Source organism: Petropleomorpha daqingensis (genome assembly GCF_013408985.1).
Lineage (GTDB): Bacteria > Actinomycetota > Actinomycetes > Mycobacteriales > Geodermatophilaceae > Petropleomorpha > Petropleomorpha daqingensis.
In genome coordinates, this window is record NZ_JACBZT010000001.1 from 4,944,175 (window position 1) to 4,957,091 (window position 12,917).

At 73.5% G+C, this 12,917-nt stretch carries 15 protein-coding genes; 7 read left to right on the forward strand and 8 right to left on the reverse strand.

Features of this window, described 5'->3' with window-relative positions; all coding sequences use genetic code 11:
• Window positions 1–16: 16 nt before the first annotated feature.
• From GGQ55_RS24345 to GGQ55_RS28655, 6 genes are all read right to left on the reverse strand, one after another.
• Window positions 17–217 (reverse strand): hypothetical protein, encoded by a 201-nt coding sequence (locus GGQ55_RS24345; protein ID WP_179721257.1) that lies wholly within the window; start codon window positions 215–217, stop codon window positions 17–19.
• 92 nt (window positions 218–309) lie between these two features.
• Window positions 310–654, reverse strand: coding sequence for a hypothetical protein (locus GGQ55_RS24350; protein WP_179721258.1), 345 nt, complete (start codon window positions 652–654; stop codon window positions 310–312).
• A 115-nt stretch (window positions 655–769) separates the two neighbouring features.
• Window positions 770–1,225, reverse strand: coding sequence for a hypothetical protein (locus tag GGQ55_RS24355; RefSeq protein ID WP_179721259.1), 456 nt, complete (start codon window positions 1,223–1,225; stop codon window positions 770–772).
• A 259-nt stretch (window positions 1,226–1,484) separates the two neighbouring features.
• Window positions 1,485–1,970, reverse strand: a complete 486-nt coding sequence (locus tag GGQ55_RS24360) for a hypothetical protein (RefSeq protein ID WP_179721261.1) — start codon at window positions 1,968–1,970, stop codon at window positions 1,485–1,487.
• Between the two features lie 348 nt (window positions 1,971–2,318).
• Entirely contained in the window at window positions 2,319–3,536 is a 1,218-nt protein-coding gene (locus GGQ55_RS24365) for a cation:proton antiporter (RefSeq protein WP_179721263.1), read from the reverse strand.
• Window positions 3,537–3,548: 12 nt separating this feature from the next.
• Complete coding sequence (locus GGQ55_RS28655; protein WP_179721265.1) at window positions 3,549–4,949, reverse strand: dihydrolipoyl dehydrogenase family protein; 1,401 nt, start codon at window positions 4,947–4,949, stop codon at window positions 3,549–3,551.
• A gap of 118 nt (window positions 4,950–5,067) precedes the next feature.
• Between GGQ55_RS28655 and GGQ55_RS24375 the strand changes: the two genes are divergently transcribed.
• From GGQ55_RS24375 to GGQ55_RS24385, 3 genes are all read left to right on the forward strand, one after another.
• The gene (locus GGQ55_RS24375) at window positions 5,068–6,897 is read left to right on the forward strand and encodes a glycoside hydrolase family 15 protein (protein WP_179721267.1); all 1,830 of its coding nucleotides are present in this window, start codon (window positions 5,068–5,070) and stop codon (window positions 6,895–6,897) included.
• Between the two features lie 97 nt (window positions 6,898–6,994).
• Complete coding sequence (locus GGQ55_RS24380; RefSeq protein WP_179721269.1) at window positions 6,995–7,711, forward strand: RNA polymerase sigma factor; 717 nt, start codon at window positions 6,995–6,997, stop codon at window positions 7,709–7,711.
• Window positions 7,704–7,997, forward strand: a complete 294-nt coding sequence (locus tag GGQ55_RS24385; protein ID WP_218859428.1) for an anti-sigma factor family protein — start codon at window positions 7,704–7,706, stop codon at window positions 7,995–7,997. Before GGQ55_RS24380 ends, GGQ55_RS24385 begins: the two co-directional genes overlap by 8 nt.
• Here the strand turns inward: GGQ55_RS24385 and GGQ55_RS24390 are convergent.
• Entirely contained in the window at window positions 7,986–8,594 is a 609-nt protein-coding gene (locus GGQ55_RS24390) for a hypothetical protein (protein ID WP_179721271.1), read from the reverse strand. The two genes, GGQ55_RS24385 and GGQ55_RS24390, sit on opposite strands and share 12 nt — an antisense overlap.
• Before the next feature lie 152 nt (window positions 8,595–8,746).
• Here GGQ55_RS24390 and GGQ55_RS24395 point away from each other — a divergent pair, with 152 nt between their 5' ends.
• From GGQ55_RS24395 to GGQ55_RS24405, 3 genes are read left to right on the forward strand one after another with little or no spacing between them, the layout of a single operon-like run.
• Window positions 8,747–9,121, forward strand: coding sequence for an AraC family ligand binding domain-containing protein (locus GGQ55_RS24395; RefSeq protein ID WP_179721273.1), 375 nt, complete (start codon window positions 8,747–8,749; stop codon window positions 9,119–9,121).
• A 55-nt stretch (window positions 9,122–9,176) separates the two neighbouring features.
• Window positions 9,177–10,736, forward strand: coding sequence for an HD domain-containing phosphohydrolase (locus GGQ55_RS28055; protein ID WP_218859429.1), 1,560 nt, complete (start codon window positions 9,177–9,179; stop codon window positions 10,734–10,736).
• Between the two features lie 2 nt (window positions 10,737–10,738).
• On the forward strand, window positions 10,739–11,476 hold the full coding sequence (locus GGQ55_RS24405) for a sulfite exporter TauE/SafE family protein (RefSeq protein ID WP_179721275.1): 738 nt from the start codon (window positions 10,739–10,741) through the stop codon (window positions 11,474–11,476).
• A gap of 10 nt (window positions 11,477–11,486) precedes the next feature.
• Here the strand turns inward: GGQ55_RS24405 and GGQ55_RS24410 are convergent, their stop codons facing one another.
• Complete coding sequence (locus tag GGQ55_RS24410; RefSeq protein ID WP_218861163.1) at window positions 11,487–11,795, reverse strand: hypothetical protein; 309 nt, start codon at window positions 11,793–11,795, stop codon at window positions 11,487–11,489.
• 138 nt (window positions 11,796–11,933) lie between these two features.
• On the opposite strand from GGQ55_RS24410, the gene GGQ55_RS24415 reads away from it, so the two are divergent.
• Window positions 11,934–12,842, forward strand: coding sequence for a hypothetical protein (locus GGQ55_RS24415; protein WP_179721277.1), 909 nt, complete (start codon window positions 11,934–11,936; stop codon window positions 12,840–12,842).
• Window positions 12,843–12,917: the final 75 nt, after the last annotated feature.

The following is a 12,917-nucleotide window of genomic DNA, read 5'->3' on the forward strand; positions in this document are numbered from 1 at the left end:
GGGACAGAAGGGCGGGTCAGCGGACCCATCCGCTGCGCTTGACCTGGCGAGCACCCATGAACGATCCCCCGAAGATGAGGACGAGCGACGCGACGCCGACCGCACCGCCCTTGATCCACCGCCCGTCACCGAAGGCAGGACCTGCAACCTCCAGCAAGCCGATGACGCCCAGCACAACCGCCAGGCCGCTGAGGGCGATGATCAGAAATCGGCTCACCCTGGGAGTTTGCGCAGCCCAGAGCCGGGCGGCAACCGATCACGAGGGCCGTCACGGGTGTGTCCCTGAGCGGCCGACCTAGGGACAGCTCGTCACGAGGCCTGGGCCGCGCCTCTCGTCGGAGTCAGGCGGAGGTAGGCCTTCTTCTTGAACAGGGTCGCAAGGCCGGATGCCCCGGTCGGCTCGACACGAAGCCGAACTGCCTGACCCGTGGCGATGTCCACGTTCACCGGGTCGCTGCCTGTCCAGTCGATGTGTGCGCTGACCTGATGACCGCCAACAGTCACGGGCAGGTCGAGTAACGATCCAGGGCCGACTTGCCCGACGGGCACACCATCCACACGGATCTCGTAGGACCGCAGGCTGTCCCGGTACTTGCCGCCAGACCTCTCGATGACCAGTCGCCCCTCGTCCGCCATGACGTCAGCTTCGGTCATGCAAGATCACTTCGCGACTTGACGCTGAGCTGCGAGGTCGCGATGCCGGGCCACCCGCAGGGGGTCAGGCGGGTGTCCCAGAGCGGCCGACTCAGGGCGACTCCGAAATTGCGCCCTACGGGCGAGCCTTCATGATCGTTTCCGCGATCTCGTCAGCTCGCGTTCGGCGATGCAGCCAGGAAGCAAGAGGGGCCTTCTGTCCGATGAACATGGGCGAGGAGTACCTCGAGCCGTCGCGAGTCTCGACGCTGAGACCTTCTCGACCCGTCGTCACGCTTGTGACCTCTGCCAGGGAGATGTGACGGCTCCGCAGCATGTAACGCATGACGATGAAGTCCTGGCGAAGGTCCATGCGTGCCCGGAATACCCACGCCAGGAAGACGCCGGCGAGGGCGACCGCGAGGAGGCGATACCCGAGGTCCTGTCGGTAGTCCCCGGAGCCGTCCAACGGAAATGTCAGTACGCCGTTGTTCCACGGCAGCAAGGCCCCGATGATCATCACGGCGGCGACCAGACTGAAGAAGAAGCGATAGCCCACGGGCGCTCGCCACACATGCGCGTACTCGGACACGTCTCGTCATCGGCACCATCAGGTGAGACTTGAGGCAAGCACTTCCCGACGACGCCAACTATGAGGCAGCCACACCGACTACCGGACTCGAACCGGCTCGTCCCCTTAAGGGGCTACTGCCTCCTAGCGGAGAATCAGTACCTTCGTTCCCATAGGCCCTTGACGGTGTGGCTGCAGTCGGCAGAGTAGTTGCCAGGCAACGGTCCAAGCAGCCGCTTTTGGAGTCGCTCTGAGCGGCCCATTTAGTGACAGTTCAGTGCTAGGCCAACCACTTGCCACCCCGCTCCAGGATCGCTTCCTTGAGGTGGTAGGCGGCATACAGGGTGTCCGAAGGAAGACCGGTTGCCGTGTCGCACTCAACCGGTTCGCTCCCGATCATCTTGAGGGGGTTGCGGTCGTCGAGGGCGATCAACGTGCAACGGCCGGTAATGAATTCACGATGCAGGATGCGGTCGAACGGCCACTGTTCCCGGCGGAATCCGGGATGGACTCCCATGGAGGACCAAACGCCGTCTCGGAGAGCGCGATCAGCGAACCGGCCCCGGAAGGAGGCACTCGCTGGATCGGGCAGGTCATCGGGCCATTCCGTTAGGTCGATGGCAGGTGGCCAAAACAGGTACAGAGCGATGCAGTGACCCCGCGGCTGACGGCGGGCGACGACACCGAAGGCCAGACGCTCGCCCTCCTCCTCGACGAAGAAGGCGGTGCCTTCTGGAATCGACGTAGCCAACCTGGTGTCTCCCATCTCGCCCTGGCCGGGCCTCTTGCTCCCAGACTGCGTATGACGTGTCTACATCGGCACCCCCCTCTTCATCCTCAATCCGCGCTCTTGGCGAGCTGAAGACCCCGACGATGGCGCGGGCCCGCCGGAGGGCGCGCGCCCTGAGCCAGGCGAATGTCTCTAAGGCCGCCCTTAGGGACGCGGGTGCGCACGACGAGCCAGACGCTCGCGAGGCTCCACGGCGACGGAGTGCGCTGACTGTCAGGTCATGCCGTCCCATCCGACAGTCGGCGCTCGGCGTCGTCATGTCCGAGGTCGACGTCGCCGCTCCACAAGGGCTGTCCCGCAGGACCTTCGGTGCGGTGGAGGCTGTCACTCGATGGGCACCTGCACCACCTGCGCCGGCTGCTTCGCGGTCTTCGCGCGGCCGAGGACGCCGAGTGCGGTGGCGGGGAAGATCAGCACGGACAGCAGCCCGGCGCAGACCAGCGCCGCCGCGGTGGTCGGCGTGAGCCGGCCAGTGACCGTGCCGATCTGCGCGGCGGTGACCAGGAACGGCAGCGACGTCGCCTGCAGCAACCCGGCCGCCACGGCCCCGGCGGTGCCCAGGGACCGGCGGTAGAGCACAGCGGGGACGCCACGGACGACGAGCAGCGCCACCAGGAACACCGGTACCTGCACCAGCGCCGACGGCTGCTCGACCAGCCCGCGCAGGTCCAGGCGGACGCCGCTGCTGACGAAGAACACCGGGATGAGGAACCCGTAGCCGATGGCGTCGAGCTTGGCCCGGAACCTCGGGTGGCTGGCCGAGTCGCGGTCGACCAGCCCCACCAGCGCCCCGGCCAGGAACGCGCCGAGGATCGTCTCGAGCCCCAGGCGCTCGGCCAGTGCCACGAACGCCACCAGCAGCAGGACGACCAGCCGCACGCGGATCTCCGCCGTCGTGTCCTGCAGGCGCACCAGCACCTCCCCCAGCCGCATCGACATCCGCGCGCGGCCCAGCCCCACGGCCAGCACCACGACGAGCACGCCGAACAGGACGAGGAACACCGCGGTGGTCCCCGCACCGCCGCCGGCGGTCGAGAAGAGCAGGGTCAGCAGCACGATGGCGGCGAAGTCGGCCACCGACGCCCCGGCGATCGTGGTCTGCCCGACGCCGTCCCCGGCCCGCCCGGCGTCCTTGAGCACCGGGACCACCAGGCCGAGCGAGGTGGCGGTCAGCGCCACGGCGAGGAACAGCGGCGCCGACGTCCACCCGGCCGCCTGCGCGCCGAGCCCGGCGAGCACCGCCAGGCCGAGGCTGGCCACGTACCCGAGCCCGGTCAACCGGAGCAGGTGCCCGCGCAGCCCCCGTAGATCGATCTCCAGCCCGGCGAGCAGAAGCAGGAACGCCAGGCCGAACAGGGAGAGCACCTGGACCGGCAGGTCGACCTCCACCCACCCGAGCACGGACGGGCCGAGCAGCACCCCGGCGATGATCTCCAGGACCACCGACGGGATGCGCAGCCGCGGCGCCCAGCCCAGTGCCAGCGGAACGGCAGCGGCGACGACGGCGATGATCAGCAGGTTCGTGAACGACACGTGGGGCACGGCGGTCTCCTGTCAGAGCCCGGCCGCCTCGAGGGCGTGCAACCACACCTCGGCGACCGTGGGGAACGCGGGAACGGCGTGCCGCAGCTCGTCGAGCGGCACGCGGGCGGCCACGGCAACGGTCGCCGAGTGCAGCAGCTCCTGGACGCCGCTGCCGGTGATCGTGGCGCCGACCAGCACCCCGGCGTCCTCGTCGACGACCAGCCGCGTGGTGCCGGCCAGCCCCTCGCCGAGCACGTAGGACCCGGGTACGTCGCCGGTGCCGACGTCGATCACCCGGACGGCCACGCCCCGCGCGCGGGCCTCGGAAGCGGTGAGCCCGACCGCGCACACCTGCGGATCGGTGAAGGTGACGCGGGAGACGACGTCCCGGCTGGCCCGGTCGCGCACGTCGCGCCCGGTGATCACGTCGGCGGCGACCCGCGCCTGGTACTTGCCCATGTGCGTCAGGGGCGCGAGGCCGGTGCAGTCCCCGACGGCGAACAACCAGCCGTCGGGGACGCCGACCGCGCGCAGCCGGTCGTCCACCGCGACCGGCCGTCCGGGCTCCAGCCCGACCGTCTCCAGCCCCACGTCCGCCGTCCGGGGGCGGCGGCCGGCCGCGACGAGCACCTCGTCGGCGACCACCTCCTCGCCGCTGTCGAGCGTCGCCCGCACCGGACCGTCGGTGCCGTCCCGGCGGGCGGCGGCCAGCCGGGTGCCCAGCCGGACGGCGATGCCCTCCCGCTCGAACGCGGCGAGCACCTCCTCGCCGGCGAAGGGCTCCTCCCGGGCCAGCAGCCGGGGGGCGCCCTCGACCACCGTCACCTCCGCGGCGCCCAGCCGGCGGAACGCCTGGGCCAGCTCGAGGCCCACCGCACCGCCGCCCAGGACGAGCAGCCGCGCCGGCACCTCCTTGGCCGCGGTCGCCGTCCGGTTGTCCCACGGGTGGACCTCCGCCAGCCCCGGAACCGGAGGCAGCACCGCGCTCGAGCCGGTGGCGAGCACCACCGCGCGGCGCGCGCTCACCGCCGGTCCGCCGTCCACCGCGGCGCGGCGCGGACCGGCCAGCCGGCCGGAACCGCGCAGCAGCCCGATCCCGTGCTCGGCGAGCCAGCGCTCCTGCCCGCCGTCGTCCCAGGAGGAGGTCATGTAGTCGCGCCGCGCGAACGCGGCCGCGACGTCGACGGGTCCGTCCGCCGCCGCGGCGGCGCCCGGGACCCGTCGGGCGGCGGCCAGCACGTCGCCGGGCCGCAGCAGGGTCTTGCTGGGGATGCAGCCCCAGTAGGAGCACTCGCCGCCCACCAGCTCCGCCTCCACCAGGACGACGGACAGCCCGCGATCGGCGCAGCGGCCGGCCGCCACCTCCCCGGCGGGGCCACCACCGACCACGACGACGTCGACCTCGAGCTCGGCGGATTCGGAAGCGGACACGGGACCTCCTCGGCAGTCGCTGCTCCCGCTGTCCCCCCGCCCGCAGCAGCGTTACGCGCGTAACGGCAGCCGCGCCGCGACGACTGCAGAGGCACGACCGCCGACCCCGGGAGTCCCCATGAGCGCCACCCCCATCGCCGACCTCGCCTTCCTCTCCGACCGGCACTCCTGCGCGCTGGTCGACCGGGCCGGCACGGTCGAGTGGCTCTGCTTCCCCCGCTTCGACGGCCCGGCCGTGTTCGCCCACCTGCTGGACGACGACGCCGGGCACTGGTCGGTGCGTCCGGAAGCCGAGGGGACGACGACCCGCCGCTACGCCGGGCGCTCGCTGGCGCTGGAGACGACGTTCCGCACCGCGGAGGGCGAGTTCGTGCTCACCGACGCCCTGGGCCTCGGTCCGGACAACGACGGCCACCGCCTGGGCACCGACGTGCCGCACGTGCTGGTCCGCCGCCTGTCCTGCACGTCCGGGGCGGTCGACGTGCTGGTCGACTACCGGCCGCGCCCCGAGTACGGGCTGATCGTCCCTCTGCTCTCGCACCTCGACGGCGGAGTCGCCGCCCGCGGTGGCGCCGACTGGCTGGTCCTCACCCTGCCCGTGGCGGCGGATCTCCACGACGGCCGGGCCACCGCGCGGATCCACCTGGAGGCCGGCGACGTCGTCCACCTGGCGCTGCAGCGCAGCACCCTCGGCGACGCGGTACCCGCCCACGTGTGGGCGCAGGACGAGCTCGCCGCGCTGCTCGACCGCACGCTCGCCTCGTGGGAGTCCTGGTGCAGCCTGCACCAGTCCTACGACGGGCCCTGGGCCGACCTCGTCCACCTCTCCGGACGGGTGCTGCAGGGCCTGTCGTACCAGCCCAGCGGCGCCGTCGTCGCCGCCGGGACGACGTCCCTGCCCGAAGGCGTCGGCGGCGAGCGGAACTGGGACTACCGCTACGCCTGGGTGCGCGACGCCAGCTTCACGATGGAGGCGCTCTGGGTGGCGGCCTGCCCGGACGAGGCCGAGGACTTCTTCGGCTTCATGACGACGGCCGGCGCCGGGGGCATCGGCCCGGACGAGTCGCTGCAGATCATGTTCGGCGTCGGCGGAGAGCATGACCTGAGCGAGCGCACCCTGGACCACCTGCGCGGCTGGCGGGACAGCCGGCCGGTCCGCGTGGGCAACGGCGCGTGGGCCCAGCGGCAGGTCGACGTCTACGGCGAGCTGCTCGGCGCGGCCGCGCGGCTGGCCGACCAGCTGCCCGCGCTGGACGAGGAGACCCGCTGGTTCCTCGCCTCGTGCGCCGACACCGCGGCTGTCCGCTGGCGCGACCGCGACCAGGGCATCTGGGAGGTGCGCGGCGAGCCGCAGCACTTCCTCTACTCCAAGGTCATGTGCTGGGTGGCGCTGGACCGGGCGATCGCGCTGGCCCCGCAGCTGCGCTGCGAGCACCGGGTCGACGAGTGGCAGAAGGTCCGGGAGGAGATCGCCGACGCCGTCCTGCAGCAGGGCTGGAGCGAGGAGGCCGGCGCCTTCACCCAGTACTTCGGCTCGACGGCGCTGGACGCGTCGAACCTGATGATGCCGATCGTCGGCTTCCTGCCGGCCGACGACCCCCGGATGCTGGCCACGATCGACGCGATCGCCGACCGGCTGACCGACGAGCGCGGCCTCGTCTACCGCTACCGCACCGAGGAGGGCGTCGACGGGCTGGCCGGCGAGGAGGGCACCTTCCTGCTCTGCACGTTCTGGCTGGCCCAGGCGCTGGCGCTGGCCGGGCAGGTCGAGCGCGCCCGCGCGGTGTTCGAGGGCGCGGCGTCCTTCGCCAACGATCTCGGCCTGCTGTCCGAGGAGGTCGACCCGGAAAGCGGCGAGCTCCTGGGCAACGTCCCGCAGGCGTTCAGCCACATCGGGCTGGTGAACGCCGCGTGGGCGATCGACCAGGCCGAGCGGTCCGGGCGATGACCGCCGATCCGGGACCTCGGTCCCTGACGCGTCCTCGTGCCACCGCCCAGGATGTCGGGTGCCATCCGCCGTCCCCTCCGTGGCGAGGAGCAGCAGCATGCGGCAGCCCGAGCCGAGTGCGCCGGCGGTCGCCGCGGCCCTGCTCGAGGGCGGTAGCCCCGGGCAGGCGGTGCTGCTCGAGCGGTTGCGCGCCGGGGACCGCACCGCCTTCGCCGAGCTGGTGGACGCCTGGTCGCCGGTGCTCCTCCGCGTCGCCCTGCTGCACGTCTCGACCCGCGCCTCCGCCGAAGAGGTCGTGCAGGACACGTGGCTGGCCGTGATCGGCCAGCTGGACCGGTTCGAAGGGCGCTCCTCCCTGCGGACGTGGGTCTTCCGGATCCTGGAGAACCAGGCCCGCACGCGGGGGGTCCGCGAGGCGCGGGCCGTGCCGTGGTCGTCGGCCTTCCCCGATCAGGCGGAGGACACCGGCCCCACCGTGGACCCGCGGCGCTTCCGCGGCCCCGACGACCGCTGGCCCGGCGGCTGGACGCCCGCGGGGCGACCGGCCGGCTGGGAGCCGCCCCCGGAGGACGCCGCCGTGGCGGCCGAGATCCGCCGCGAGCTCCGGGCGGCCCTCGACGAGCTGCCCGAGCGTCAGCGCACCGTGGTCGAGCTGCGCGACGTGCACGGCCTGTCGTCCGAGGAGATCTGCGCGACGCTGGGCCTCAGTCCCGGCAACCAGCGGATACTCCTGCACCGGGGACGTGCCCGGCTCCGGGCCCGGCTGGAGGACGTGTACCGCAGCGCCTCGGGGGAAGGAGCGCGTCGTGGCTGACCTGCCGACGCCCCGGCCCGGGGACCACGACGTCCTCACCATCGCCTGCCGCGAGTTCGTCGAACTGGTCACCGAGCACCTCGAGGGCACCCTGCCGGACGCCGTCGAGCAGGCGATCGCCGAGCACCTCGAGCTGTGCGAGCCCTGCGTCGTCTACCTGGAACAGGTGCGCAGCACCGCCCGGGCGCTGCGCACCCTGCCGGAGCCGACGTTGCCTCCGGCGGCCCGGGAGAGGTTGCTCGACGTCTTCACGGCCCTCCACGGCCGGGAGGGCTCAGCGGGGTGAGTGCAGCACCGGCCGGCGCAGGTCGAAGAACTGGGTCTCCCCCACGCTGAGCGAGCCCATCTCCTGCATGGCCTCGGCGAACTCCGCCGGCGGCTCCTGGCCCTCGGCGGCGCGCGCCTCCTCCTCGGAGGTGAAGTAGACGACCTGGGTCCACCGGCCGTCGGGGGCGCCGATCATCACCGAGCCGAGCACGTCCGGGCGGTACTTCGCCATCAGGTCCGGCGGCAGCTCGGCCATGATCTTGCGGGCGCGGTCGGCGTCGGTGACCCGGCCCTGCATCACCTGCACGAACCCTGCCTGCGCGGGGTCGCCCGCCAGCTCGACGAGGACGTCCTCGCTGTCCATGAAGGTGACGTCCTCCAGCGAGCGGCTGGTCTCCTCCCACCACCGGCCCTGCTCGGGCCGGTCGGAGTTGCGCCGCGCCGCCTCGGCCGACTCGAACCGCGCGACGACGACGAACCGGCCGTCGTCGGTCGTCCCGGCCGTGCTGCCGAGCCAGCCGGTCGCGCCGGGCGCCAGCTCCGCCACCCACCGGTCGCTGGCCCTCTTGATCCCCTCCAGGTCCGACGTCCTGCCCTGGATGACCTGAGCGAACATGGCGAGCCTCCAGCCGTCTCGGCGCTTCGGGCCCCCGTGGGAGGGCTGACGCTACGACCGTCGGTGAAGTTGGGGCAATTGCCCCACGCGCGGCGCGTGCCGCTCTTCCTAGCGTCGCTCCCGCACGGGGACAGGGACGCGAGGAGCGCACCATGGCACGCATCTCTCCGGACACGCCGGAGCTGGTCGACGAGGGCATCGTCGAGGTCCGCACGGCCGAGCTCGGCGGCTACACCGTGGACTTCCTGACGATCAAGCAGCAGTTCGACATGTCCGACATGCTCAGGGGCCTGCCGGGCGACCAGTGCCACTGCCCGCACTGGGGTGTGGTGACCCGCGGCGCCATGACGGTCCGCTACGCCGACCACGAGGAGACCGCTCGCACCGGCGACGTCTACTACATGCCGCCCGGGCACGTCCCCGCGTTCGAGGTCGGCACCCAGCTGATCATGTTCAGCCCGACGGAGGACGTGCAGGCGACCGACGAGGCCATCAAGCGCAACCTGGCGGCGCTGCAGGGCGCCTGAGCACGTGCCGCCCGGCGTAGCCTCCGCGCGCACGGGGTCGCGCTGGGGGTGACCGGTGACAGTTCGCAACCCGTGCCGGGAGCTGCGGCTGGCCGAGCTGGTGGCCGCGCTCTCGCTCGGCGTGGACCTGGGCTTCGACCAGCCGATGGAGCACGTGCTGCGCCAGTGCGTGATCTCGCTGCGGCTGGCCGACCGCCTCCAGCTCGGTGAGGACGAGCGCTCGACGCTCTACTACACGGCGCTCATGGTGAACGTCGCCTGCCACTCGGACGCCCACGAGCAGGCCAAGTGGTTCGGCGACGACATCGCGATGAAGGCGGGGAAGTACCGGCACGACGGCCGGAGCCTGCGGGGTCTCGCGGCGGGCCTCCGGACGATCGGCGCCGGCCACCCGCCGTGGGACCGGCTGCGGATCGGCCTGGAGTTCGCGCTGGGCGGGTTCCGCGAGGTCGACGCGATGATCGAGCGGCACGCCGCGCTGGCCCGCGGTCTGGCCGCCGAGCTCGGGCTCGACGACGCGACCCAGCGGGCCGTCGCGGCCTCCTACGAGCGGTGGGACGGGCGCGGGTGGCCCGCTGGGCTGCGCGGCGACCAGATCCCGCTCGCGGCGCGGATCTCCCAGTTCGCCGAGTACATCGAGGTCGCGCAGCGCGTGGGCGGCCCCGAGGCGGCGACGGCGCTGGCCCGCGAGCGCGCCGGCCGGCAGTTCGACCCCCACCTGGCCGCCACGCTGACCGGGGATCCCGACGGTCTGCTCGCCGGGCTGGACACCGCGCGCTCCTGGGACGTCGTGCTCGAGGCCGAGCCGGCGTTGCGCCGGCGCCTGCGCGGCGACGCCGTCGACGAGGCCCTCGCGACGGTCGCGGACTTCGTCGACCTCAAGTCCCCGTACACCCTGGGCCACTCGCGCGCCGTGGCCGACCTCGCCGCCGACGCCGCGCGCCTCGCGGGCATGGCGGACGACGAGGTCACCGACCTGCGCCGCGCCGGGCTGGTGCACGACCTCGGCCGGCTCGGGGTGTCCAACGCCATCTGGGACAAGCCGGGCCCGCTCGGCGCCGGGGAGTGGGAGCGGATCCGGCTGCACCCCTACTTCACCGAGCGGATCCTCTGCCAGTCGCCCGCGCTGGCCCCGCTGGGCGCCGTCGCCGTCCAGCACCACGAGCGGCTCGACGGCTCGGGCTACCCGCGCGGCCTGCGTGGCGGCGCGATCTCGCCGCAGGCACGATTCCTTGCCGTGGCCGACACCTACCGGACGCTGCGCGAACCGCGGCCGCACCGCGAGGCGCTCACCGCCGACGCCGTGGCGGTCCGGCTGAGCCGGGACGCCCGCGAGGGGCGGCTCGACGCCGACGCGGTCGAGGCGACCCTCACCGCCGCCGGGCACCGTGCGACCGCCCGGCACAGCCGCCCGGCCGGGCTCTCGGCGCGGGAGATCGAGGTGCTGCGCCTGGTGGCACAGGGGCTGTCCAGCCGGCAGATCGCCGACCGGCTCGTGCTCTCCCCCAAGACCGTCCGCAACCACACCGAGCACATCTACGCGAAGACCGGGGCGGTCAACCGGGTCGCGGCGAGCCTGTTCGCCGTCCAGCACGGCCTGCTGCCGGTCGATTGACGGTGGCAGCCGCCGAACTCGCGTTCCTGGTCGTCGCGGGGCTGGTCGCCGGGGTGCTCGGCACCGGCGGCGGCATCACCTCGCTGGTCTCCTACCCGGCGCTGCTGGCGGTCGGCCTGCCGCCGCTGACCGCCGACGTCGCGAACCTCGTCGCGCTGGTCGCGTGCTGGCCGGGTTCGGCGCTGACCTCGCGGCGGGAGCTGGCCGGCAGCGGCCGGTGGCTCGCCCGCGGGCTGCCGCTGGCCGCGGTGGGGGCCGCCGGCGGGGCGGTGCTGCTGCTCACGACGCCGTCGGGGCTGTTCGAGCGGCTGGTCCCGTTCCTGCTGGCGGTCGGCTCGCTGGCACTGCTCGCTCAGCCCGTGCTGACCCGGCGGTGGCACGCCCGCCGCGGCCAGGCGCTGGCGCTGCCGATCGTCACCGCCGTCTCGGTCTACTCGGGTTACTTCGGCGCCGGCGCGGGCGTGCTGCTGCTCGCGACGCTGCTCGTGCTCGTCGACGAGCGGCTGCCGGAGGCGAACGCGGTCAAGAACATGCTCAACGGGGCGGCGACGGTGGCCGCCGCGGTGGTGCTCGTGGTCGCCGGGCCGGTCGACTGGGCGGCGGTGGTGCCGCTGGCCGCGGGGCTGTTCGCCGGCGCCCTCCTCGGGCCGGTCGTCGTCCGGCACCTGCCGGCGACGGTCGTGCGGGTGGCCGTGGCCGCGCTCGGGCTGGGCCTGGCGGTCGAGCTGGCCTTCCGCTGAGGCGAGTGGCTCAGCGCGTCAGCGCCAGGCAGTTCCAGCACAGCGGCCACTGCACCGTCCCGGCGTCGGGCCAGCCGAACACCGACGGGTCCAGCAGGGCGACCGGCGCACCGCACCGCGCCTGCCCGGTGAGGACGCCGTCGTCCGCGACGGCGTGCAGCCGTCCCACCGGCAGGACGACGGCGCGTCCGGCCCAGGTCGCCGGCTCGACGGCCTCCGCACCGGCGGCCCAGCCGCCGCTGCGGCAGTGCACGCACGCGGGCGGACCCACCGGCTGCCCGGGCTGCTCCGCCGAGCGATCAGCCGCTTCCGAACTCATGAGCGAACCGTGACGCGCCCGTCCGGAACGATAAAGGGCCGGAAGTCCCTTCCGCTGCGGGGCGTGCGGTCGCGCGTTCCACCGTGACCTCCCGCGTGTCACAGCCTCTCGGGCCGCCGCCGCGCGCACGATGACGAGGTGCCAGCTCGACCGGCCGCCGTGCGCGCCCTGCCGGCGGAGCCCGGGATCTACCGGTTCCGGGACGACCGTGGGCGAGTGCTCTACCTGGGCCGCGCGACCGAGCTGCGCAGCCGGGTCGGCTCCTACTGGGGCGACCTGCGCGAGCGCCGCCACCTGCGGCGGATGATCCCGCGGATCGCCCGCATCGAGGCCCTGGTCTGCGACTCGGTGCACGAGGCGGCGTGGGCCGAGCGCAACCTGCTCGAGCGGTCGCTGCCGCCGTGGAACCGGATCGCCGGCGGCCTCGAGGTGCCGGTGTCGATCCGGCTGGACACCTCCGCGGCGGCACCGAGGCTCGACGTCGTCCACTCGGTGCGGCCGTCGCCCGGAACGCGGATCTTCGGCCCGTACCTGGGCAGCCGGAAGGTGCGCGCCGCCGTCTCGGGGCTGCAGCGGGTGCACCCGCTGCCGTACGCGGCGACCTCGGCGAGCGCGGCCCAGCGGGAGCTGGCCCGGCTGCGCGGTGCCGGGCGGGCCGACGTCCGGGAGCTGTCGGGTGCGATCACCGCGGTGCTCGACCGCGACCCGTCGGCGGTCGCGGCGGCGCGGGCCACGCTCGCCGCCCGGCGGGACGCGGCCGCCGAGGCGCTGGCCTTCGAGGCCGCCGCCCGGCTGCAGGAGGAGATCGCGGCGCTGGACTGGGTGGTCGCCCCGCAGCGGGTCACGGCGGCGGCCGGGCACGACGAGGACGTCGCCGGGTGGGCCGACGACGTCCTCGTCCGGTTGAGCATCCGCGCCGGCCGGCTGTGCGGCTGGGAGCAGCGGCAGGCAGCGCGCCCGGCCGGGAACACGGCCGGGACGTGGGGCGAGTTCGTCCAGCGCAACGCCGAGCTCGCCGCCGTCCTGCTCCGCCGCCCCGTCCGCTGACCCGACCCGGCGCGCTGTATCGCGATAAAGCGCGCCGTCCTGCGGTTTCGCGTGCTTAACCGCGTGCGGTTAGGC

Bases quoted from the DNA above. Each gene is read 5' to 3' on its own strand.
- GGQ55_RS24350 (WP_179721258.1), bottom strand. From the start codon at position 654: ATGACCGAAGCTGACGTCATGGCGGACGAGGGGCGACTGGTCATCGAG.
- GGQ55_RS24360 (WP_179721261.1), bottom strand. From the start codon at position 1,970: ATGGGAGACACCAGGTTGGCTACGTCGATTCCAGAAGGCACCGCCTTC.
- GGQ55_RS24375 (WP_179721267.1), top strand. From the start codon at position 5,068: ATGAGCGCCACCCCCATCGCCGACCTCGCCTTCCTCTCCGACCGGCAC.
- GGQ55_RS24380 (WP_179721269.1), top strand. From the start codon at position 6,995: ATGCGGCAGCCCGAGCCGAGTGCGCCGGCGGTCGCCGCGGCCCTGCTC.
- GGQ55_RS24390 (WP_179721271.1), bottom strand. From the start codon at position 8,594: ATGTTCGCTCAGGTCATCCAGGGCAGGACGTCGGACCTGGAGGGGATC.
- GGQ55_RS24395 (WP_179721273.1), top strand. From the start codon at position 8,747: ATGGCACGCATCTCTCCGGACACGCCGGAGCTGGTCGACGAGGGCATC.
- GGQ55_RS24410 (WP_218861163.1), bottom strand. From the start codon at position 11,795: ATGAGTTCGGAAGCGGCTGATCGCTCGGCGGAGCAGCCCGGGCAGCCG.